The sequence below is a fragment of the Gryllotalpicola sp. genome (genome assembly GCF_027352875.1).
Lineage (GTDB): Bacteria > Actinomycetota > Actinomycetes > Actinomycetales > Microbacteriaceae > Gryllotalpicola.
Genome location: NZ_DAIEII010000077.1, coordinates 1 through 22735 on the forward strand (window position 1 = coordinate 1; position 22735 = coordinate 22735).

A 22735-nucleotide genomic window follows, 5' to 3' on the forward strand; every position below is an offset into this window, starting at 1 on the left:
AGGACGCCGGTACCGACGGCGAGGAAACCACGCCTGGTCACGCTGATGTTGAAGTGTGTGTTCACAAGAAGTCCAATCGGGACGAAAGGCCGACACCACCATGTGGCGAGGATGGGGCGTGCTGCGGTTGCCGGGGGACGGACTACCGCAGCACGCGGTTGAAGGGTCCGCGGTCCTAGAGGGTGCCGAGGATCGATTGCATGGTGGTGATCTCAGCAGTCTGTGCGGCGCTGATCTTCTTCGCCAGAGCGACCACCTTCGGGTCGTGTCCGCTATCGATCACGGACTGGGCCATCTGAATGGCCCCCTGGTGATGAGTGATCATTCCAGTGAGGAACAGGCGTGCCGCATCGACCCCGGTGGCGTTCTCCAGCGCGGTCATGTCGTTCTGCGACATCATGCCGTCGCCCTGGTCCATGCCCGCCATGCCGCTTGGGGTGGCCGAGGGGTAGGGCATTCCCCAGCCCTTCAGCCAGGACTTCATGGTCGTGATCTCGGGGCCTTGGGCGTCCTTGATCTGCTGGGCGAGAGCGGTCACCCTCGGGTCGATGCCGTCCTTGCCGAGGATGACATCCGCCATCTGAATGGCTTGCTCGTGGTGGGGGATCATCATCGTTAGGAACATCTCGTCGGCCGAGTTGAAAGCCGTCGTGCCGGTGGAAGGGGTTGTCGGCATGGACCCGTTGTCCATGCCGGGCATGCCGCCCATGTCGTTGCTCTGGGCGCACCCGGCCAGCAGCAGGGTCGCGGTGATCAGTGCGCCGGAGGCCAGCGCAATCGTGCGTAGTCGCATTGTGTGTGTCCTTATGGTCAGTCGGAAAACGGGGTGTGATTCGTTGCCCGGGCAGGGCGAAGCCTTCTCACCGGGAACCCGGGAGAAAGGGCGCGAATCAGGTCCGGCTGATGGACAGGACGAGCAGTGACGGCGGGCGCGGGCGCGGCAGCGCCTGGGCCGGACCGGGAAGAAGCACAGCACGAAGCAGCGACATGCCGGTCAGGGTGAGGAGCGCGGAGGAAACGGCGGCGATCGCGACGGCAAGAAGCGCCATCGCGCACATCATGAGCAGCATCGAATGATCCGGCATGTTCCCCGGGGCACCGCAGGCATTATCGGCACACGCGCCACCGCAGCCGTAGCCGGCGCAGGGGGCGTCATTGACCGCTGCGGGGCTCACCGTCATCGGAAGCGTGCTCTGGCCGTGATGTGCGGCGGCGGATGCGGACATGCCGGACTCGTTCTGTCCGCCACCAGGAGTCAGCATGTTGTGCATCGCGAGCAGGCCGATGATGAGCGTGACCGCGAGGCCGACCATGAGGATGATGCGACGTGCGGTCCAACCCGTGGCAGTGAGGGAACGTATGGCATTCATGCGCCGGGTTCCCCCTTCAGGTCCAGGTTGCTGCCTGCCCTGCAAGACGGTAGCGGCGCGGACAGACCACGGCACATCCAATGTCCCGCTCCCGAGAGGTGTTCGTGAGGGTCGAAAGTCCCAACGAACGGGCGCGCGGTCGCAGTCCTCATCGGAGTCGTGCTCCTCTCGTCCGGCCGGAAGGGCGTGCGGTGGGTGCGGCGGGTCGGGCTGCGGCTTCGCGCTGTGATCGGGAGTTGTCAGGATCGAACCAGTCGTGCGATTGCGGCGCTGGCTTCGCGCAGCTTCTCCTCGGCGACAGGGCCGCCCTGTTCGGTGGCTTCCGCGACGCAGTGCATGAGGTGGTCATCCAGCAGCGCCAGGGCCACGGCTTCGAGGGCCCGGGTCGTGGCGGAGACCTGAGTGAGCACGTCGATGCAGTAGGTGTCCTCCTCGATCATTCTCGCCACCCCGCGCACCTGTCCTTCGACCTTGCGCAGTCGGGTCAGTAGCGCGTCCTTATTGCCGACATAGCCGTGCATCCGATGATCCCCGACGAGGTCAGGCATGTGCGTGGCCGTAGCGGTGCGGATCCGCATCGAACGCGGCGGCACAGCCGGTGGAGCAGAAGGAGAACGTCGTCCCGTCGTGCTCACGGGTCGCGGCGGCCGTGGCGGGATCGATCTTCATGCCGCAGACCGGGTCCGTGACAAGTGTCGCGCCGTCGGCGGGGTGCTCGTTGTGGTGGGTCATGGGGTTCTCCTCGTGTTCGATCTGGTTGCCGATCTCGACCACCAGATCGGCGATCGAGGCTGGGGCGGCGGCTGCCGCGGGCGTGGGGGTGAACCGGCGGAGCCGGCTGGAGTTGGTGACGACGGATAGTGACGACAGCGCCATCGCCAGGGCGGCGATCATGGGGCTGAGCAGCACGCCGAATGCCGGGTACAGCACGCCGGCCGCGAGGGGGATGCCGACGATGTTGTATCCGAACGCGAACCCGAGATTCTGCCGGATGTTGCGCATAGTGGCGCGGGACAGGTCGATGGCCGTCACGAGTCCACCCAGGTTCCCGGAGATCAGGGTGATGTCGGAGGCCTCGATGGCGACGTCCGTTCCGGTGCCGATCGCTGAGCTCACGTCGGCCTGGGCCAGCGCGGGGGCGTCGTTGATGCCGTCGCCGACCATCCCGACGACTCGTCCCTCCGCCTGCAGCCGTCGGACCTCGCGAGCCTTGTGCTCGGGCATGACCTCCGCGACGACGCGAGCGATTCCGACTTGGCGGGCGATCGCGGCCGCGGTGGTGCGGTTGTCGCCGGTCATCATCACGACATCGATCCCGCGCGCGGCGAGGTCGGCGATCGCGCTGATCGAGCCGTTCTTGATCGTGTCGGCGACACCGACGACGCCGGCGGGGCGTCCGTCGATCGCGACGAGCATCGGAGTCGTGCCGTCCGCTGCGAGTCCCTCCAGGTCGGAGGTCAGGCTCGAAGCGTCGATGCCGGCCGCGGTCAGCAGCCGAGTGCTGCCGACCAGAACGGTCTTGCCGTTCACCTGCGCACGCACTCCCTGCCCGGTGATCGATTCGAAGAGGGCCGCCCGCGGGACGTCCAGACCTCGGGTCTTGGCGCCGGCGACGATAGCGGCGGCGAGCGGGTGTTCGGAGTCCTGCTCGGCGGCGGCGATGAGGGCGAGCAGTTCGTCCGCGTCGAACCCGTTCGCGGGCAGAACGTCCGTCAGAATCGGGGTGCCGTTGGTGATCGTGCCGGTTTTGTCCAGGACCACCGTGTTCACTCTGTGCGCCGTCTCGAGCGCTTCCGCCGACCGGATGAGGATGCCGTTGGATGCCGCCTTGCCGGTGGCGACCGTGATCGACAACGGGGTCGCCAGCCCGAGCGCGCAGGGGCAGGCGATGATCAGCACCGCAACGGCCGCGACCAGCGCGAACACTCCGGCCGGCGGTGGGCCGAACACCCACCAGGCGGCGAAGGTCCAGATCGCGATCGCGATGACCGCCGGCACGAAATAGCTGGAGACTTTGTCGGCCAGCCGTTGGATCGGTGCCTTGGAGCCCTGGGCCTCGCGGACCAGTGTGATGATCTGGGCCAGCATCGTGTCGGCGCCGACCTTCGTCGCCGAATACCGGAACGAACCGGTCTGGTTGATGGTCGCCCCGATCACCGTGTCGCCGATCGCCTTGACGGCAGGGATCGGCTCGCCGGTGATCATCGACTCGTCGACTGGCGAGGAGCCCTCGGTGACCTGCCCATCGACCGGGAGCCTCTCCCCGGGACGGATGACGATGATGTCGCCGGCGGCGACCTCGTCGATCGGGATCTCGAGCTCGCTGTCCCCGCGGACGACGCGGGCGGTGCGCGGCTGCAAGCCGATCAGGGCTCGGATCGACTCACCGGTGCCGGCCTTGGCCCGGGCCTCGAGGAGCCGGCCGAGGAGGATCAGGGTGAGAATGACACCGACCGCCTCGAAGTACACGCCGCGCGCCTCCGCAGGCAGCACCCAAGGCAAGAACGTCGCAACCAGACTGAACCCGTATGCCGCGATCGAGCCGAGCGTGATCAGCGAGTTCATCTCAGCGGCACGGTGCGCGAGCGCCAGCCAGCCCGTGCGGTGGATCGGCCACCCGGTGTAAAACATCACCGGCGTGATCAGCAGGAACTGGAACCAGGGCACGAGCAGTAGGGACGGCACCCACGTGGCCCCGAACACCTCGCGGGCCATCACCGACAGGAACACCGGAAGAGTCAGCACCGCGCCGACGATCACCCGACGCCGCAGGTCGGCGACCTCTTTCGCATGCTCGGCGACTTCCTGGTCGTCGCGGTCCTCCACCGAGCCGGCGGCGCCGCTTGGGCCGCCGGCGACGAGCGTGCTGGGGGCTTCCAGCAGCGCGGTGGCCGTCCGCGGGCCGTCGGTCGATCCGGCGACCACCTTCACCGTGCCGTGCAGCATGTTCATCCCGCACGCGAACTCGAAGTCGCCGACCTGCTCGGGGACGAACTCCACGGCCGTGGTCGTGTACGCGGGCAAGCTCTGGTTCACCTTGAAGTCGGGGAAGACGACCCGGGAAGAGCAGTCACCGGTCTCCTGCCGGTCGAACAGCAACCGCGTCCGCACCCCCTGCACCACCTCGACGACGCTCGGCGAGTAGCCGCCCTTGACCGTGACCGTCTGGACTTGCACATCCCCATTCACGATCGCGCGCTTAGATGCGTGGGGCGCGAAGAAGTACCAGGCAAGGAGGGCGGTCAGCACTGCGGCAGCCACAACGACGATCACGCTCACGCGACACTCCTCAATTACTACGCCTGCGATCAACACCGTCAACCGGAGGTCGAGTCTACCCCGTAGGGGTATATGTCGAGTTGCGGTCCTGGAGGCAGATGACGTCGGTGCGGGCGTGGCTGCTGCTGGTGGGGATCAGCGGCCCTGGTTCGGGGCCGTCACCGAGAAGCACTGTTCTCGCATGGGGGTTCGCCATGACGTAGGGCTGGTATGGCGAGGGTGCGGGAATCTGATCGTGGATCAGGATGATCCTGATGGCGCTGATCGTCTGCGCAGCGGTCGTGCCACTAATAGGTGGATCGTCCGGCAGCCTCCTGGCCGCCAGATCGGTTCGGGTCCTGCCCCACCCCGCAGCAGCACGGAACAGATCCTCAAGGAGCGCTTCGCCCGAGGCGAGATCGACGAAACCGGATTCCTCGCGCGACGCAGCGCGCGGCGCCGTCAGAACTGACCGACACGATGGGAGCAGCTCGCAGCCCCGGCGGCCGCCCAGAGCCCGCCGGATACTCTCTTCACATGGAAGCGACCTCGCGGGCGAAGTGGGATTCCTGGGCTCGCTGGATTCTTCCGATAGCGGCGGCGGCAGCGCTCGGCATCGTCACGGCGATCGCCCTGGTGAAGCTGCACCCTGCATCGATGCCGTTCGACGACGCCCTGAACGCGGGCATTCCGACCTGGCATGAGGTGGCGCGTCAGATCGCGTCCGGGCAGTTGCCGATCCTGACGACTCGCAGCTTCCAGGGCGGGAACTTCGCCACCAACATCGCCAACGGCGAGTTCCACCCGCTGCTGCTCGGCGGGACGCTGCTTACGCTCGTCTTCTCCAGCCCGACGCGCGTCATCGTCGGCTTCGGGGCCGCCTCGATCGCGGTCGTCGCTCTCGGCGGCTACGTTCTCGGCCGTCAATTGGGCCTGCGCCGCAGCCTCTCGGCGTTCCTCGGCTTCACCGTCGGGATGGCGCCGCTCCTGCTCTACATGTACGTGGGCAACTGGGGCACGGGGGCGGCCGGCTCGGCATCGCTGGTCTGGTCGACGGCGATGCTCATCCGGGCGGTGCGACGGCCGGGGGCTTGGAACCTCCTGCTCCTCGCCGGGACGGTGTTCACCGTCATGCTCTCGGGCTGGCCCAACGCCTGGCTGTCCTTCGCGATCATCGCGGTGGTCACCGCGGTCGTGGCGCTGACGGATCGGACTCTTTCCGGCTCGACCGGGAGGTCGCGCCTCTCACTGGTGGCCCGCGTCGGCTCGGCGATCGCCCTGGGCGGTATCGTCGCCCTCCCCCAGATCACCGAGTACCTGGCCAACTCCTCGCTGTTCTCGCGCAGCGCAAGGTGGTCCGACACCCAGAACACCGCGGTCCCGAACCTGTCACTGCTCTTCGGGTTCCCCCTTCCGACGGCTTCCGACTGGTGGAACTGGTTCGACTACGGGTACAGCTACTGGGCGATCCCGTTCGGCTTCGTCTCGCTGATCGGGATCGTCGCGGTCTTCTTCGTCAGGTGGCGTCGCGAGATGCTGCGCGGAACCTGGTTCCGCTGGGCGCTCGTGCTCCTCGTCGCCTTCGCCGTCTGCTGCGAGCTGCCCTACCAGGTTGCCTCGATGGTCATGCCGTTCCGGTTCCTCCCCGTGTTCGGCTTGTTCGCCGCAGTGCTCATCGCCCTCCTGCTCGAGTATGGCGAGTTCGTCTGGAGCCCGAAGCGCGTCGCCGCTGCAGCGACGGCGCTGGCGATTGCCACGGCATACTTCGTCTTCCGCATCCCGGTGCCCGCGGGCGGCGGGGTGCAACGCATTCTCGAGAGCTGCGCCCTCGCCATGGGCGTCATCGTGCTGCTCGTCGCGCTTCGCAGCGTTCCGGCGCGACGCTGGATTCTGGTCGTTCTCGCGATCGGTGGAAGCGCATTCGTCCTGGCCGTGACGCCCGCGATCGGCACGAGCGGGTATCTGCGCTGGACCACCCTTCCCATCGGAACAGACCTCAAGGCCCCTCTGCCCGCGTCGGACGCGGGCTTCGTGCTCCACGTCGGAGCCGACGGCATTTACCAGAACGGCGTCTGGGACGGCTACTGGTCGTCGCGGTACTTGTTGAGCGACGTGCCCATCCTCAACGGCTACGACCCGGTCGGCCAGCGTGCTTTCGCCAAGGCGATGCGCACCGAGACGCACGGGCTCGTGTCCACCAAGGCCATCGACTTCCTCTCCGAGCCCTCCTCCAGCGGCACGGGCTGCAAGTTCGACGACTACCGGGTCTCATCAGTGATCACGCTCGCCGGCCCGGTGGGAGGCAAACACGCCGAACTCGAGGCTTGCGGTTTCGCCCTGGTGGCGACGCACGCCGGCACAGCGCTCTTCCACAAGGTGCAGCCGCTCGAGGCGGGAACGGTTTCGACGGCGAGCGCCGGCATCGAGCTGAGCTCGCCGACGCTCGTCAGCGAACTCGACGAGAAGGTGCACGTGACCGCCTCCGGGTCAGACGGCGTGGTCAACTTCGCGCGCATGTGGTGGCCCGGTTACTCCGCAACCCTCGATGGTCGACAGCTTGTGGTCTCCGCGACGGACGGCATGCTCGTCACCGTCCACATCCCCGCGGGCGCGGAGGGGACGGTCGAACTGCGCTACTGGCCCAGCACCTGGCACTGGGCGCTGCCGGTCGCCTTCGCTGCGCTCGCCGCGCTTCTCGTCCTCGCCATCGGCGTCGGCCTGATCGACAGGCGCCGGCCCGCGCGGTAGCGTCCGCCGGTTGACCCGCCCGCGTCGCGCCAGAACCTTTCCGCTGCGTGAGCCCCCCGCCTACCCTCGTGATGTGCGGCGGTTTGCGGTGGCGTTTGCGGTGGTGGTCGGCCTGCTGGTCGTCGGATGCACCGCGCCCGCCGCGCCGTCCGGTGCTGCGCCCGTGACGGCGAGCCTCTCCGCGGCCTCGGCCCCGGTGTCCGTCGCGGCGACAGTGACCGCCATCGACGGCAGGGGCAACCTCTACGTCTCAACGGGCAACGCCAACCCGTTCCCCGACGGGGCGGGCCCCGACCCGAAGAGGTACACCGAGAGCGTCGTCAAGCTCTCGCTGGCGCTGACGGTGCTGGCCTCGTTCAAGGACCGCACCGCGAACGCAGACCTCGACCTGTCGACAGGCAATCCGGTGTTGCTGCCCGGCGGTCTCGTCTTCGCGGTGGGCAAGACGAATATCGGATTCCTGCTGCGGCAGAGCGACCTGCACCAGGTGGCCGCGATCCGCGGCGTCTGCGCGAGCAATCCCGACGGCGGCCCCGCGTACTACGCGGCGAAGCAGGAGGTCCTCGTGCCGTGCCGTGGCGGCGGCATCCGCGTCGTCGATATCGGCTCGCGAAAGACCGGGGGGTTGTGGTCCGGCGCGAATTCGACGCCGATCGTCGTCGGCGCGCGGGCCTGGGCGGCCTCGTACGACGGCGACGTGCTCTACCAGTACGACGTTGCGAGCGGGCGGGTCCGCCAGCGGTTCGGCATCGCAGCGGGCGTTCCGAATTTCGCCACTCCGGCCGTCGCCGCCGGCCGCCTGTACCTCGGCACCATGACGGGAGTCGCCGCCTTCGGCCCGAGGTGACCGTGCGGTAGCCTGCGAGTCCAGATGGAATCTCAGCGCACCCGAATCGTGGGGATTCTCGAACCCCTTGACGAGCTCGACGCGGGCTCGCTGCTCGACGCGGGCAGGCGTCTGGCCTCGGAGGGTGCCGACCTCGTCAACGTCGACACCGTGACGGTGAGCTGGCCCGGTCGGCCCGACCGCGTCCTGTTGGCCCGGCTCGTCGGCGGGCTCGCCGCGGACGGCGTGCAGGTCGCGGTGACGACGACGAGCGCCGACATCGCGGTCGTGGCCGCGGACCACGGCGCCGAGCTCATCATCGACCCGTCGGGCGGCGTGGCCGATCCCTTCATGCCGCGCATCGTCGCCGCGGGCGGCCTCGGCTACGTCGTCGGGCAGTGGTCGATCCGCCACGCCAGCGCCCAGCACGCCACCGGCGAGCAGTCCGCGGCCGACTTCATCGCGGCTGTCGAGCGCAATGTCCTGGCGCTGCTGGATGCCGGTGTCGACCGCGATCGGCTCATCCTCGACTCCGGCGCGGGGCTCTTCGTCCAGAGTGACGAGGAGTGGCGGATGCTCGACCACCTCGAACGGCTCGGGCAGCTGGGCTACCCGCTGCTGGTCGACGCCGCGCGGCCGCTCCTGCTCGCCTCGCTGCTGCCCGATGACGCCACGGACGAGCAGCGCGACGCGGCCGCGCTGGCCGTCGGAGCACTCGCGGCCGAAGCCGGCGCGTGGGGCATCCAGGTGCGAAATGTCGCCAGGACTTCACACGCCCTTAGGGGTCTTCTGCGATACGGCGGCGAAACAATTCCATAGTTAGAGTTAGTCGTCAGTTCCCGCTGACGGCGATGACTTCTTCAGGAGGCGAATCATGGGCGACGTGCTGTCGTTCCGTCCTGCGCGGCGCGGCGGTTATGAGGCCGAGGACGTCGATCGCGCCATCGCCGACATCCAGGCTCACGTCGATTCCGTGGAGCAGGAGCGCGCCTCGCTCGAGAAGAACGTCGAACGCCTCTCGCGTGAACTCGCGGAGGCCCGCAGCGCCGTGCAGCGCGCGCGTTCGAAGCCGTCGTTCGCCGACCTCGGCTCCGCCTTCGAGCAGACTCTGCGCCTCGCCGAGGAGCAGGCGGCCAAGATGATCCGCGAGGCGTCGGCTGAGGCGAAGGCGCTGCGCGACGGCGCGAAGGCCGAGACCGAAGAGCTGCGCCGCTCGACGAAGCAGACCACGGAGGCCCGCGTCCAGGAGGCCGAGCAGAAGGCGTCGGAGCACATCAACCGCGCCGAGCGCAAAGCGGCCGAGCTCGAGAACAAGGCCGACCAGCAGCTCATCGAGGCGCGCACCACCCTCGAGGGCGCCGAGTTCAAGGCGGCGTCGATCCGCGCGGATGCCGAGCGCTACGCCGCTGATCTGCGCACCCAGATCCACCAGGAGACCGAGGACGCCAAGGCCGAAGTCGCGCTGCTGCGCCAGATCGCGGAGCGCGACGAGCTGCGCTCGAAGAGCGAGATCAAAGCGTTGCAGGATCAGGCCGAGCAGGAGCGCCTCGCCCTCCACAACGAGGCCACTGAGCACGTGCAGCGTCGCACCGACGAGGCCGACCGCATGCTTGCCGATGTCACCGACCGCGCCAACGCGCTCAACGCCGAGGCCGAGGAGCACGTCGAGCGCGCCCGGGCTGAGGCGCAGCGCCTGCTCGAGGGCGCGCGCGAGCGTGCCGCGGGCATGGTTTCGCGTGCGCGCGGTCGCGCCGAGAAGCTCGCGACCCGCACCAACGAGCACACGTCCAACATGCTCGCCGACGCCGAGTTGCGCGTCGCGGTCCTCGAAGAGCAGCGCCGCGCGATCGAGGAGTTCATGTACGAGCTCCGTGCGCAGCAGTCGGCCGACCATCTCGTCGCCGTCGACGAGCCTAAGAGCCAGCTCGAGCTGCTCGCCTCGCTGGAAGACTCTGAGGCTTCCTGACCCGCTCCGGGAGACGGCGGCATCGCCGCTGCCAGAAGGCGGGGATTCGGAAAGTCCGCTGCGCTCGCGCTGCGTTGTGCGCAAGGCGGCGACGATCCGGGTGACCGTCGCGCTCAGGGCCGCGCTCAGGGCACTGGGCGGCAGCGCCGATCAGGACCGACGCGCGACCGCCGCAGCAAAACCCGGGGCGGGTGACCCGAACACCCTGCCCCGAGCTTTGCTTATCAGTACCGCCAGGTATGTGCCTGGTTACCGGTTTCCCCCTTGGATTGCGGTGCGCTTCGTCCGGCGGTTGCCTTGACAGTAACCCATTTCGACGCCCCCCAAAAGGGGGGCGTCAGCGGTTGTGGATTTCCGGCGGCTTTCGGCCCGGTAAGAATGTCTCCATGTCGGTGCGCACTCCTGATCCGTTCAACTCCCCCGACGAACCCGAGTCGGGCATCCCGGCCCAGGGGCCGACATGGCTCACCGACATCGAGCTCGAGCAGATCCGTCACCGCCTGCCGATCCTCTACGTCGAGGCGGTCCCGGTGCACGTCGACGGCTTCGGGCGGGTCGTCGATGTGGGATTGCTGCTGCGCGGCACTGCGCTCGGCGAGATCACCCGCACGATCGTCTCTGGCAGGGTGATGTACGGCGAGACGCTGCGCGATGCGCTGTTCCGTCACCTCGAAAAGGACCTCGGCCCGATGGCGTTCCCGCAGTTGCCCCCGAGCCCGGTGCCGTTCACGGTCGCCGAGTACTTTCCATTGCCCGGGTTGTCGCAATTCACCGATGACCGGCAGCACGCGGTCTCGCTCGCCTACGTCGTGCCGGTCTCCGGCACGATCGAGGCGCGTCAGGATGCGCTTGAGATCACCTGGATGACGCCCGCTGAGGCTGCGTCCGACGACGTGTGCGCTGAGCTTGAGGGCGGTCGCGGAGCCCTCCTGCGCGCTGCGCTGGCATCGGTGGGCGCGCTGCCTTAGGCGCCGGAGCGACAAACGGCGCGACCTGCCCGACGAGTTCGACGACCTGGCGCGAGTCGGCTGTCACCGTGGCCGGGGTGACGGTGATCTCGGCCTTGCGCAGCAGGGCCCGCAGGTCGCTGCGCTGTTCGGGCAGCGCGATCGTCACGACGTCGCCGGCGCTGCCAGCGCGTGCGGTGCGACCGCTGCGGTGCAGGTAGGCCTTGTGCTCGGTCGGCGGGTCGACGTGGACCACGAGCTCGACGTCGTCGACGTGGACCCCGCGCGCGGCGACGTCCGTCGCGACGAGCACGCGCACCTCGCCGGAGTGGAACGCGGCGAGGTTCCGGTCGCGCTGATTCTGCGACAGGTTCCCGTGCAGGTCGACGGCGGGGATGCCCGACTCGGTGAGCTTGACCGCGAGCTTCTTCGCCTGGTGCTTCGTGCGCATGAAGAGGATGCGGCGGCCGGTGCCCGAGGCGAGCGCCCGCACGACGGCGTCCTTGCTCGCCATCAACTCGACCTCGAAGACATGGTGCGTCATTGCGGCGACGGGCGAGTTCGCCTCGTCGACCGAGTGCAGCACCTCGTCGTGGAGGAAGCGCTTGACGATCCGGTCGACCCCGTTGTCAAGCGTCGCCGAGAACAGCAGGCGCTGGCCGCCCTCGGGCGTCTTGCCGAGAATGCGGGTCACGATGGGCAGGAAGCCGAGGTCGGCCATGTGGTCGGCCTCGTCGATGACCGTGATCTCGACGGCGTCGAGCGAGACGTGGCCCTGCTTCATGAGGTCTTCGAGTCGGCCGGGGCAGGCGACGACGATGTCGACGCCGGTGCGCAGCGCGTCGACCTGGCGGCCCTGCTTCACTCCGCCGTAGATCGTCGTGGTCGTGAGGCCGTAGGCTCCGGCGAGGGGCTTGACCGTCTGCTCGATCTGGGTGGCGAGCTCGCGGGTGGGGGCGAGGATGAGGCCGAGCGGATGCCCGGCGCGACGTCGCCCGCCGGCGAGGCGCGTGCCGAGACGCGCGGCGAGCGGGATGGCGAAGGCGATCGTCTTGCCCGAGCCGGTCTTGCCTCGGCCGAGGACGTCGCGTCCGGCGAGCGTGTCGGGCAGGGTGTCGGCCTGGATGGGGAAGGACTCGGTCTTGCCGTCCTTGGCGAGGACGGTCACGAGGGGTGCGGGTACGCCGAGTTCGGCGAACGTGGGCAGGGACATGGGGGTGCCTTTCGGCTTGAGGGTGGTCGGTTCCGCGCTGTCAAGCGCTGGTCGCCGTACGCAACGGTGCGAGGGATTCGCACGAATTCGAGGAATGCCGCGTGGTGCGGCAGAGAAGAAATTGTGTCGTTCTACGACGAGGCGGTTTCGTAGGTGAAGCCGCAAACGTGTCTTTAGTCTACAGCGCGTTCTGCTGGCCCTCGGCCGGGGCCCGGGCGTCACCCGTTCGTGCGCCGCCAGACGAGCTTGAGCGCCGACCAGTCGTCATCGCGAGGACGCCGCCCGACGGCGGGCGGCGGCGGTCACCTCGCGGCGCTGCCACTCGATGAGGAAGGCGCGCGAGAAGCCGCGATGGCAGGTGCCGCAGGACAGCGGCCGCGTCGGCCTGCGGAAGCGGTAGACGGTGTGCCCGTTCGGGCAGGTGCCGATCCACGGCGCGAGCTCGTCGGCGGTCTCGCCATCGTGCAGTCTGCCGCCGTCGAACCCGAGCTCGGCCGCGATGCGCCGCCAGGTCGGGCCGTGCCCGGCACGGGGGCCTGCGAGGGCGTGCGCGACCTCGTGGAGCAGTACCTGATGGATGTCGTCGTCCTCCCACCGGGCGGCGAGGTAGCGCGAGACGGTGATCCGATGCCGCGTGTAGTCGGTGAGGCCGGCCCGGCGCTTGGCGTTGTCGAAGCCGAACGACCAGGTGCGCGCATCGAGGTGCAGCGCGATGAGCGCGTTCGCCCAGGTCGTCACGCGCGCGAGGTCGGCCACGGGCCAACGCTAACCCCGCGCGCCGACACTGTCCCGGTCACTCCCGCGGCTTTGTCGCGAAGTAGGAGCGCGCGGGCAGCGGCGAGGCCACCGCGGTCGCATTGGTGACGACGGATGCCGGGCGGATGAATTCCGCGAACTCGTCGCCGACGACGAGCTTCGCGGGGTGCGGACCCGTGGCGAGCAGCCGCGGCAGCCATTCCGTGGGGAGCTCGGCGGCCGAGGCGGCGAGGACGATGTTGCCGAACCGGCGGCCCTTGAGCACTCCGACCTCGGCCATCGCGATGGCGTGGGGGAGCACCGCAGCGACGGTGGCCGCCTGCGCGCGCGCGAACCGCAGCGGCGGCCCGTCGGCGACGTTGACGAGGACGATGCCGGCGGGGGAGAGCAGAGCGGCGGCCTCCCGGTAGAACTCCACGCTGGTGACGTGGGCGGGGGTGCGGGAACCGCTGAAGATGTCGGCGACGACGAGGTCGACCGTGCCGCGCAATCCCGCCGGCAGCCGGCCGAGCGCCTCGCGGGCGTCGCCGTAGCGGATGCGGATCTGCGCGTCCCTGGGCAGCGGGATGGTCTCGCGCACGAGGTCGACGAGCCTGCTCTCGAGTTCGATGACCTGCTGGCGGGAGCCGGGGCGGGTGGCGTGGATGTAGCGCGGCAGCGTCAGGGCGCCGGCGCCGAGGTGCACCGCGGTGATGGGCTGCCCGGGCATCCCGATAAGGTCGATGACGCTGCCCATCCGCTGGATGTACTCGAAGAAGAGGTGCGTCGGGTCGTCGACGTCGACGTGGGACTGCGGGGTGCCGTCAACCACGAGCTGGTACGAGCCGGGCACGAAGCGGTCGGGCTCGATGACGGCGCAGAAACCGGAATGCTCCAGGATGACCGACGGATGCTCGCGCACGTTCCCACCCTAGGCGGGGCCCAACCTGGGAAAACGACCTGAATCGCCCGGCTTATACCTCGCGACCCCGGATCGGTCAAGGAACGCGCTGGACAATGTGGACAACTCGGGGATATAGTTGACCTTTGCGCTCCCCTTTCCCCAGCCCTCATATTGCGGTCGGCTGCGCGTGTGTGGAGTCTCTCGTCCAGACCACCAGTAACACAACGGCCCGCCTAGTCCGTGGGCTCCGGAGGTTGTTTCCTTGGCTGCTGCGCGCACCGCATCCACCCACACCCCCAAGAACGGACGAGGCCACTCTCGTCTCTCGTTCGCCAAGATCACCGACACGCTCACCGTGCCTGATCTGCTCGCTCTCCAGACCGAGAGCTTCGACTGGCTCGTCGGAAACGACGCCTGGAAGTCGCGTGTCGCCGAGGCGAAGCAGGCCGGCCGCCAGGACCTCGCCGAGCACACCGGCCTCGAGGAGATCTTCGAAGAGATCTCGCCGATCGAGGACCTCGGCCAGACGATGCAGCTCTCCTTCACGAACCCGTTCCTGGAAGAGAAGAAGTACACGGTCGACCAATGCAAGGAGAAGGGCAAGACCTTCTCCGCGCCGCTCTACGTCGAGGCCGAGTTCATGAACCACCAGACCGGCGAGATCAAGACGCAGACCGTGTTCATGGGCGACTTCCCGCTCATGACCGACAAGGGCACGTTCATCATCAACGGCACCGAGCGCGTCGTCGTGTCGCAGCTCGTGCGCAGCCCCGGCGTCTACTTCGAGCGCACCCCCGAGAAGACCTCCGACAAGGACATCTACTCGGCGCGCATCATCCCGAGCCGCGGCGCCTGGCTCGAGTTCGAGATCGACAAGCGCGACCAGGTCGGCGTTCGCATCGACCGCAAGCGCAAGCAGTCGGTGACCGTGTTCCTCAAGGCCCTCGGCATGACGAGCGAGCAGATCCTCGAGGAGTTCAAGGGCTACACCTCGATCGAGCTCACCCTCGAGAAGGACGCCATCCTGACGCAGGACGAGGCCCTCAAGGACATCTACCGCAAGCTCCGTCCGGGCGAGCAGGTCGCCGGCGAGGCCGCGCGCGCCCTGCTGGACAACTTCTACTTCAACCCGAAGCGCTACGACCTCGCGAAGGTGGGCCGCTACAAGGTCAACCGCAAGCTCGGCCTGGACGCGCCGCTGTCGGCATCCGTCCTCAGCAAGGACGACATCGTGCGCACCATCAAGTACCTCGTCGCGCTGCACAACACCGAGACGACGCTCGACGGTGTCCGCGACGGCAAGCCGATCACGCTCCGCCTCGACGTCGACGACATCGACCACTTCGGCAACCGCCGCATCCGCGCGGTCGGCGAGCTCATCCAGAACCAGGTCCGCACCGGTCTCTCCCGCATGGAGCGCGTCGTCCGCGAGCGCATGACCACGCAGGACATCGAGGCGATCACCCCGCAGACCCTGATCAACGTGCGCCCCGTCGTGGCCGCCATCAAGGAGTTCTTCGGCACCAGCCAGCTCTCGCAGTTCATGGACCAGAACAACCCGCTCGCGGGGCTCACCCACAAGCGCCGCCTCTCGGCGCTCGGCCCCGGCGGCTTGAGTCGCGAGCGCGCCGGCGTCGAGGTGCGCGACGTGCACCCGTCGCACTACGGCCGCATGTGCCCCATCGAGACCCCGGAAGGCCCGAACATCGGCCTCATCGGCTCGCTGGCGTCCTTCGCGCGCATCAACTCGTTCGGATTCGTCGAGACGCCGTACTGCAAGGTCGTGAACGGCAGGGTCACCGACCAGATCGACTACCTCACGGCGAGCGAGGAGGACGACTTCATCGTCGCCCAGGCCAACGCGCCGCTGAAGGCCGACGGCCACTTCGCCGACGACCGCGTCCTCGCCCGCGAGAAGGGCGGCGAGGTCGACCTCATCCCCGTCGAGCACATCGGCTACATGGACGTCTCGCCGCGCCAGATGGTGTCGGTCGCGACCTCGCTCATCCCGTTCCTCGAGCACGACGCCGCGAACCGCGCCCTCATGGGCGCGAACATGCAGCGCCAGGCCGTCCCGCTGCTGCGCAGCGAGAGCCCGCTCATCGGCACCGGCATGGAGGGCTACGCGGCCATCGACGCCGGCGATGTCATCACCGCCGCGAAGGCCGGCGTCGTCTCCGAGGTCTCGGCGGACGCCGTCACCCTGCAGCTCGACGAGGGCGGCACGGCCGAGTACGCGCTGCGCAAGTTCGAGCGCTCCAACCAAGGCACGAGCTACAACCACCGCGTCATCGTCTCCGCCGGCGACCGCGTCGAGGCCGGCGAGGTCATCGCCGACGGGCCCGCGACCGAGAACGGCGAGCTCGCGCTCGGCAAGAACCTCCTCGTCGCGTTCATGCCGTGGGAGGGCTACAACTACGAGGACGCCATCATCCTCAGCCAGAACCTGGTGAAGGACGACACCCTTTCCTCGATCCACATCGAGGAGTACGAGGTGGACGCCCGCGACACCAAGCTCGGCAAGGAGGAGATCACCCGCGATCTGCCGAACGTCAGCCAGGAGCTGCTGGCCGACCTCGACGAGCGCGGCATCATCCGCATCGGCGCCGAGGTCCGCCCCGGCGACATCCTCGTCGGCAAGGTCACGCCGAAGGGCGAGACCGAGCTGTCGGCCGAGGAGCGCCTGCTGCGCGCCATCTTCAACGAGAAGAGCCGCGAGGTGCGCGACACCTCGCTCAAGGTTCCCCACGGCGAAGAGGGCACCGTCATCGGCGTCCGCGAGTTCAACATCGAGGACGAAGACGAGCTCGGCTCGGGCGTCAACCAGCGCGTGGTGGTCTACATCGCCCAGAAGCGCAAGATCACCGCCGGCGACAAGCTCGCCGGCCGTCACGGCAACAAGGGCGTCATCTCGAAGATCCTGCCCGTCGAGGACATGCCGTTCCTCGCGGACGGCACGCCGGTCGACGTCGTGCTCAACCCGCTCGGCATCCCCGGTCGCATGAACTTCGGCCAGGTGCTCGAGACGCACCTCGGCTGGATCGCCAAGACCGGCTGGAAGGTCGAGGGCAAACCCGCGTGGGCTGCGAAGCTGTCGAAGGACGCCTTCGCGGCCGCGCCGAACACCAAGGTCGCGACCCCGGTGTTCGACGGCGCCTCGGAGGAGGAGATCGCAGGCCTTCTCGACTCGACCCTCGTTACCCGCGACGGCGACCGCCTCATCGACCACACCGGCAAGACGGTGCTCTTCGACGGCCGCTCGGGCGAGCCGTTCCCGGCGCCCGTCTCGGTGGGCTACATGTACATCCTCAAGCTCCACCACCTGGTCGACGACAAGATCCACGCGCGCTCGACCGGCCCCTACTCGATGATCACGCAGCAGCCCCTGGGCGGTAAGGCCCAGTTCGGCGGCCAGCGTTTCGGCGAGATGGAGGTGTGGGCCCTCGAGGCCTACGGAGCCGCCTACGCCCTCCAGGAGCTCCTGACGATCAAGTCGGACGACATCCTGGGCCGCGTCAAGGTGTACGAGGCCATCGTCAAGGGTGAGAACATCCAGGAGCCGGGCATCCCGGAATCCTTCAAGGTCCTCATCAAGGAGATGCAGTCGCTCTGCCTGAACGTCGAGGTGCTTTCGGCGGATGGCACGACGGTCAGCCTGCGCGACACGGACGACGAAGCATTCCGCGCCGCAGAAGAGCTGGGCATCAACCTCTCCACCCGCTTCGAGTCCTCGTCGATCGACGAGATCTGAGCCGGGCCAACGCGACTTATCTGACGAATCTTCCAAGGAGAAACTGTGCTCGACGCAACCACCTTTGACGAGCTGCGCATCGGCCTGGCCACCGCCGACGACATCCGCAAGTGGTCGTACGGTGAGGTCAAGAAGCCCGAGACCATCAACTACCGCACCCTGAAGCCCGAGAAGGACGGCCTGTTCGGCGAGCAGATCTTCGGCCCGTCACGCGACTGGGAGTGCGCGTGCGGCAAGTACAAGCGCGTCCGTTTCAAGGGCATCGTCTGCGAGCGCTGCGGCGTCGAGGTCACCAAGTCCTCGGTCCGCCGCGAGCGCATGGGTCACATCGAACTCGCCGCTCCGGTGACGCACATCTGGTATTTCAAGGGCGTGCCCAGCCGCCTCGGCTACCTGCTCGACATGGCGCCGAAGGACCTCGAGAAGGTCATCTACTTCGCCGCGTACATGGTCATTGACGTCGACGAGGACGGCCGCCACAACGACCTCCCGGGCCTCGAGAACGAGCTTCGCCTCGAGATCAAGACCCTCACCGACCAGCGCGACTTCGCCGTCGCCGAGCGTCTGCAGCGCCTCGAGGTCGACCTCGCCGCGCTCGAGGACGAAGGTGCGAAGGCAGACCAGAAGCGCAAGGTCAAGGACGGCGCCGAGAAGGAGATGGCGCAGCTGCGCAAGTCCTTCGACGACGACATCACCCGCCTCGAGCGCGTGTGGGATTCCTTCCGCAACCTCAAGGTCGGCGACCTCAAGCCCGAGGACGCCGACTTCAACGAGCTCGTCGACCGCTACGGCCTCTACTTCGAGGCGCACATGGGCGCCGAGGCGATCAAGCGCCGCCTCGAGGCGTTTGACCTCGCCACCGAAGGAGACTCGCTGCGCGACCAGATCGCGAACGGCAAGGGCCAGAAGAAGATCCGCGCCATCAAGCGCCTGCGCGTCGTCAGCTCGTTCCTGCAGACCGGCAACTCGCCGGCCGCGATGGTCCTCGACGTCGTGCCGGTCATCCCGCCCGAGCTCCGCCCGATGGTGCAGCTCGACGGCGGCCGCTTCGCGACCTCCGACCTCAACGATCTCTACCGCCGCGTCATCAACCGCAACAACCGCCTGCGGCGCCTCCTCGACCTCGGCGCACCCGAGATCATCGTCAACAACGAGAAGCGCATGCTCCAGGAGGCCGTCGACGCGCTGTTCGACAACGGCCGCCGCGGCCGCCCGGTCACGGGCACCGGCAACCGCGCCCTCAAGTCCCTCAGCGACATGCTCAAGGGCAAGCAGGGCCGCTTCCGCCAGAACCTGCTCGGCAAGCGCGTCGACTACTCGGGCCGCTCGGTCATCATCGTCGGCCCGACGTTGAAGCTGCACCAGTGCGGTCTGCCCAAGCAGATGGCGCTCGAGCTCTTCAAGCCGTTCGTCATCAAGCGCCTCATCGACCTCGGCCACGCCCAGAACATCAAGGCGGCCAAGCGCATGGTCGAGCGTTCGCGCCCTCAGGTGTGGGATGTGCTCGAGGAGATCATCCGCGAGCGCCCCGTGCTGCTCAACCGCGCGCCGACGCTGCACCGTCTCGGTATCCAGGCGTTCGAGCCACAACTCGTCGAGGGCAAGGCCATCCAGCTCCACCCGCTGGTGTGCGCCGCGTTCAACGCGGACTTCGACGGCGACCAGATGGCCGTCCACCTGCCGCTGTCAGTCGAGGCCCAGGCTGAGGCCCGCATCCTCATGCTCGCGTCGAACAACATCCTCAAGCCGTCTGACGGCCGCCCGGTGACCGTTCCCGCGCAGGACATGATCATGGGCCTCCACCACCTCACCTCCGTCAAAGAGGGAGCAGCGGGCGAGGGCCGGGCGTTCTCGTCGGTCGCCGAGGCGATCCTCGCCAAGGATCAGGGCTCGCTCGACCTCAACGCGGTCGTGCGCATCCGCATCGAGAACCTGCACCTCGCCGAGGCCGACGCGCCGGAGGGCTTCGTGCAGGGCACGAAGACCCTGAAGGAGACCACCCTCGGTCGAGCGCTCTTCAACGAGGCGCTTCCTGCGGACTACCCCTACGTGGAGGCCGTCGCCGACAAGAGTGCCGTCTCGCAGATCGTCAACGACCTCGCAGAGCGTTATCCCAAGGTGGAGACCGCCGCGACCCTCGACCGCATCAAGGACGCCGGCTTCTACTGGGCGACCCGGTCGGGTGTGACCGTAGCGCTCTCCGACGTGACGACCCCCCCGAAGAAGGCGGAGATCATCGCCAAGTTCGAGAAGCTGGCGGCCAAGGTCCAGGGCGAGTACGACCGCGGTCTCATCACCGAGGAGGAGCGCCGTACGGAGCTCATCGACATCTGGACGAAGGCGACCGACGAGGTCGCGGTCGCGATGCGCGAGAACTTCGCGAAGGACAACACGATCTACCGCATGGTCACCTCCGGTGCCCGCGGCAACTGGCTGCAGGTGCGCAACATCGCCGGCATGCTCGGCCTCGTGGCGAGCCCGAAGGGCGACCCGATCCCGCGCCCGGTGATCTCGTCGTACCGCGAGGGCCTCTCGGTCGCCGAGTACTTCATCGCGACCCACGGCGCCCGCAAGGGTCTCTCCGACACCGCGCTCCGCACCGCGGACTCGGGCTACCTCACCCGCCGCCTGGTCGACGTCTCGCAGGACGTCATCATCCGCGAGGCGGATTGCGGCACGACCAAGGGTCTCGACCTCGTCATCGCGGCGAAGGGCGCTGACGGCGAGCTCGTCCGCGACGCGAACGTCGAGAACTCGGTGTTCGGCCGCACACTGGCCGCCGACGTGGTCGACGCCAAGGGCAAGGTCATCGCCGAGGCCGGCAGCGATGTGGGCGATGTGCTCATCAACGAGTTCATCGCGAGCGGTGTCGAGCGCATCCGCGTCCGCTCCGTCCTCACCTGCGAGTCGTCGGTCGGCGTCTGCCAGAACTGCTACGGCCGTTCGCTTGCGACCGGCCAGCTCGTCGACATCGGCGAGGCGGTCGGCATCATCGCGGCCCAGTCGATCGGCGAGCCCGGCACGCAGCTCACCATGCGCACCTTCCACTCGGGTGGTGCCGCGTCGGCGGATGACATCACGCAGGGTCTGCCCCGTGTGCAGGAGCTCTTCGAGGCCCGCACCCCGAAGGGTGCCTCCCCGATCGTCGAGGCCGCCGGCCGCGTGACGATCGAGGACACCGACAAGAGCCGTCGTGTCATCATCACCCCCGACAACGGCGACGAACCGCAGGTCTATCCAGTGCTCAAGCGCTCGACGCTGCGCGTCGAGGACGGCCAGCACGTCGAGATCGGCCAGCAGCTCATCGCGGGCACGGTCGACCCGAAGGAGGTGCTGCGCGTCATGGGCGTGCGCGAGGTCCAGAAGCACCTCGTCGACGGCGTCCAGGGCGTGTACCGCTCGCAGGGCGTGCCGATCCACGACAAGCACATCGAGGTCATCGTGCGGCAGATGCTGCGCAAGGTCACGGTCGTCGACCACGGCGAGACGGACCTGCTCCCCGGCGAACTCGTCGACCGCCAGAAGTACGCCGAGATCAACCGCGCCGCGCTCGCCGAGAGCAAGAAGCCGGCATCGGCCCGCCAGGAGGTCATGGGCATCACCAAGGCCTCGCTGGCGACCGAGTCCTGGCTGTCGGCCGCGTCCTTCCAGGAGACCACTCGCGTGCTCACGCAGGCCGCCATGGAGGGCAAACGCGACCCGCTCGTCGGCCTCAAGGAGAACGTGATCATCGGGAAGCTGATCCCCGCCGGAACGGGGCTCGCGCGCTATCGCAATGTGACGGTGGAAGCCACGGAAGAGGCCAAGGCCGAGCGCTACCCGAACCGCGTGTGGGGCGACGACGCATCGTTCGACGACGCATCGTTGGGCTTCGCCGACTTCGACAGCCTCAGCTCGGACGACTACACCCCGGGCAGCTACAGCTAGTCCGGATCAGTGTGCGAAGGGCCGTGGGGAAACCCGCGGCCCTTCGGCGTGGGTTAGCCTTTCTGGAAAGTCGCACAGCCTGGGGAGGAGGTGGCGATGGCGTCCCGCGCACCATCTGTTCCGCCGGTTCTCCCGGGGTTCGCCTACAAGTACCCGCTGGGCGTGGGCGGATTCGCCGATGTGTTCCTCTACGAGCAGGACCGTCCTCACCGCGACGTGGCGGTGAAGGTGCTGCTGCAGTCGCTCGTCGACCCCGACGTGCTGCGGCGCTTCAACGCCGAGGCCGACGCGATGGCGGCGCTCGGGGCGCACCCCTCGGTCGTCTCCGTGCACGCCGCGGGCATCTCCGCCGACGGCAGGCCGTACCTCGTCATGGAGCACTGCCCCGGCCCGCTCATCCGCCGCGACGGGCGCGGGGTGAGTGATCCGCTGCCCGTCGACCGCGTGCTCGCCATCGGAGTGCGGATGGCGTCGGCGCTCGAGACCGCGCATCGGGCGGGCGTGCTGCACCGCGACGTCAAGCCGTCCAACATCCTCGTCAGCGTCTACGGCACCCCGGCGCTCTCCGATTTCGGCATCGCCGCGTCCCTCACCGGCACCGGCGAGCCGATCTGGGCGATGTCCGTGCCGTGGACGGCACCCGAGGTGCTCGCCGAGAAGACCTCGGGGACGGTGGCGAGCGAGGTGTGGGCGCTCGCGGCTACTCTCTACACGCTGCTCGCCGGGCATGCGCCGTTCGAGACGGGCGACCCGGCCACCGACACCCGCGACAAGCAGCGCGCCCGCATCATCCGCGGCCGCGCGCTCGCGCTGCCGCCCGGGGTGCCCGGGCCCGCAGCCGGCGTCGTGGAGTCGGCGTTGCAGCGGAATCCGCCCGACCGGCCGACCTCGATGCTCGCCTTCGCGCGCGAGCTGCAGGCCGCGCAGCAGGTGCTCGGCCTCGCGGTCACCGCGCTCGAGCTGCCGCGCGAGATCTGGGGGCCCGAGGTCGACCCTGCCGCCTTCGCCGACGACGAGCTCCGCGGCGCCGTCATCGCCGCGGTCCCCGTCGAGAGCCGGCGACGGCGACGCTGGTTCGGGAAGGCCTAGA

General features: G+C 68.4%; 15 protein-coding genes. 8 read left to right on the forward strand and 7 right to left on the reverse strand.

Annotated features, from left to right (window positions below):
• Positions 1–175: 175 nt before the first annotated feature.
• The 4 genes from M7D61_RS09095 to M7D61_RS09110 form a co-directional block, all read right to left on the reverse strand.
• Positions 176–793: a DUF305 domain-containing protein gene (locus tag M7D61_RS09095; protein WP_298229713.1), complete on the reverse strand. Its 618-nt coding sequence runs from the start codon at positions 791–793 to the stop codon at positions 176–178.
• Positions 794–890: 97 nt separating this feature from the next.
• On the reverse strand, positions 891–1313 hold the full coding sequence (locus M7D61_RS09100) for a DUF6153 family protein (protein WP_298229715.1): 423 nt from the start codon (positions 1311–1313) through the stop codon (positions 891–893).
• Between the two features lie 296 nt (positions 1314–1609).
• Positions 1610–1891: a metal-sensitive transcriptional regulator gene (locus M7D61_RS09105; RefSeq protein ID WP_298229762.1), complete on the reverse strand. Its 282-nt coding sequence runs from the start codon at positions 1889–1891 to the stop codon at positions 1610–1612.
• A 19-nt stretch (positions 1892–1910) separates the two neighbouring features.
• Positions 1911–4649, reverse strand: a complete 2739-nt coding sequence (locus tag M7D61_RS09110) for a heavy metal translocating P-type ATPase (RefSeq protein WP_298229717.1) — start codon at positions 4647–4649, stop codon at positions 1911–1913.
• A gap of 516 nt (positions 4650–5165) precedes the next feature.
• Here M7D61_RS09110 and M7D61_RS09115 point away from each other — a divergent pair.
• The 5 genes from M7D61_RS09115 to M7D61_RS09135 all read left to right on the forward strand — a co-directional run bounded on the left by M7D61_RS09115 (position 5166) and on the right by M7D61_RS09135 (position 11136).
• Positions 5166–7376 carry a hypothetical protein gene (locus M7D61_RS09115; protein WP_298229719.1) on the forward strand — a complete coding sequence of 737 codons (2211 nt, stop codon included), beginning with the start codon at positions 5166–5168 and terminating at the stop codon, positions 7374–7376.
• Positions 7377–7449: 73 nt separating this feature from the next.
• Positions 7450–8223 (forward strand): hypothetical protein, encoded by a 774-nt coding sequence (locus M7D61_RS09120; RefSeq protein ID WP_298229721.1) that lies wholly within the window; start codon positions 7450–7452, stop codon positions 8221–8223.
• Positions 8224–8247: 24 nt separating this feature from the next.
• Positions 8248–9021, forward strand: a complete 774-nt coding sequence (locus M7D61_RS09125) for a dihydropteroate synthase (protein ID WP_298229723.1) — start codon at positions 8248–8250, stop codon at positions 9019–9021.
• A 55-nt stretch (positions 9022–9076) separates the two neighbouring features.
• On the forward strand, positions 9077–10168 hold the full coding sequence (locus M7D61_RS09130) for a hypothetical protein (protein WP_298229725.1): 1092 nt from the start codon (positions 9077–9079) through the stop codon (positions 10166–10168).
• A gap of 386 nt (positions 10169–10554) precedes the next feature.
• Positions 10555–11136, forward strand: coding sequence for an NUDIX hydrolase family protein (locus M7D61_RS09135; RefSeq protein ID WP_298229726.1), 582 nt, complete (start codon positions 10555–10557; stop codon positions 11134–11136).
• Here the strand turns inward: M7D61_RS09135 and M7D61_RS09140 are convergent.
• From M7D61_RS09140 to M7D61_RS09150, 3 genes are all read right to left on the reverse strand, one after another.
• Positions 11024–12328 carry a DEAD/DEAH box helicase gene (locus tag M7D61_RS09140; protein ID WP_298229727.1) on the reverse strand — a complete coding sequence of 435 codons (1305 nt, stop codon included), beginning with the start codon at positions 12326–12328 and terminating at the stop codon, positions 11024–11026. The two genes, M7D61_RS09135 and M7D61_RS09140, sit on opposite strands and share 113 nt — an antisense overlap.
• A 264-nt stretch (positions 12329–12592) precedes the next feature.
• A complete protein-coding gene (locus M7D61_RS09145; RefSeq protein WP_298229729.1) occupies positions 12593–13084 on the reverse strand; it encodes a SprT-like domain-containing protein in 492 nt (163 codons plus the stop codon).
• Between the two features lie 37 nt (positions 13085–13121).
• Positions 13122–13985 carry a fused MFS/spermidine synthase gene (locus tag M7D61_RS09150; protein ID WP_298229731.1) on the reverse strand — a complete coding sequence of 288 codons (864 nt, stop codon included), beginning with the start codon at positions 13983–13985 and terminating at the stop codon, positions 13122–13124.
• A gap of 244 nt (positions 13986–14229) precedes the next feature.
• Here M7D61_RS09150 and rpoB point away from each other — a divergent pair, with 244 nt between their 5' ends.
• The 3 genes from rpoB (at position 14230) to M7D61_RS09165 (ending at position 22734) form a co-directional block, all read left to right on the forward strand.
• Positions 14230–17718: a DNA-directed RNA polymerase subunit beta gene (rpoB, locus tag M7D61_RS09155; protein ID WP_298229733.1), complete on the forward strand. Its 3489-nt coding sequence runs from the start codon at positions 14230–14232 to the stop codon at positions 17716–17718.
• A gap of 45 nt (positions 17719–17763) precedes the next feature.
• A complete protein-coding gene (gene rpoC, locus M7D61_RS09160) occupies positions 17764–21645 on the forward strand; it encodes a DNA-directed RNA polymerase subunit beta' (RefSeq protein WP_298229734.1) in 3882 nt (1293 codons plus the stop codon).
• A gap of 96 nt (positions 21646–21741) precedes the next feature.
• The gene (locus M7D61_RS09165) at positions 21742–22734 is read left to right on the forward strand and encodes a serine/threonine-protein kinase (protein ID WP_298229736.1); all 993 of its coding nucleotides are present in this window, start codon (positions 21742–21744) and stop codon (positions 22732–22734) included.
• The last annotated feature ends 1 nt before the right edge of the window (position 22735 follow it).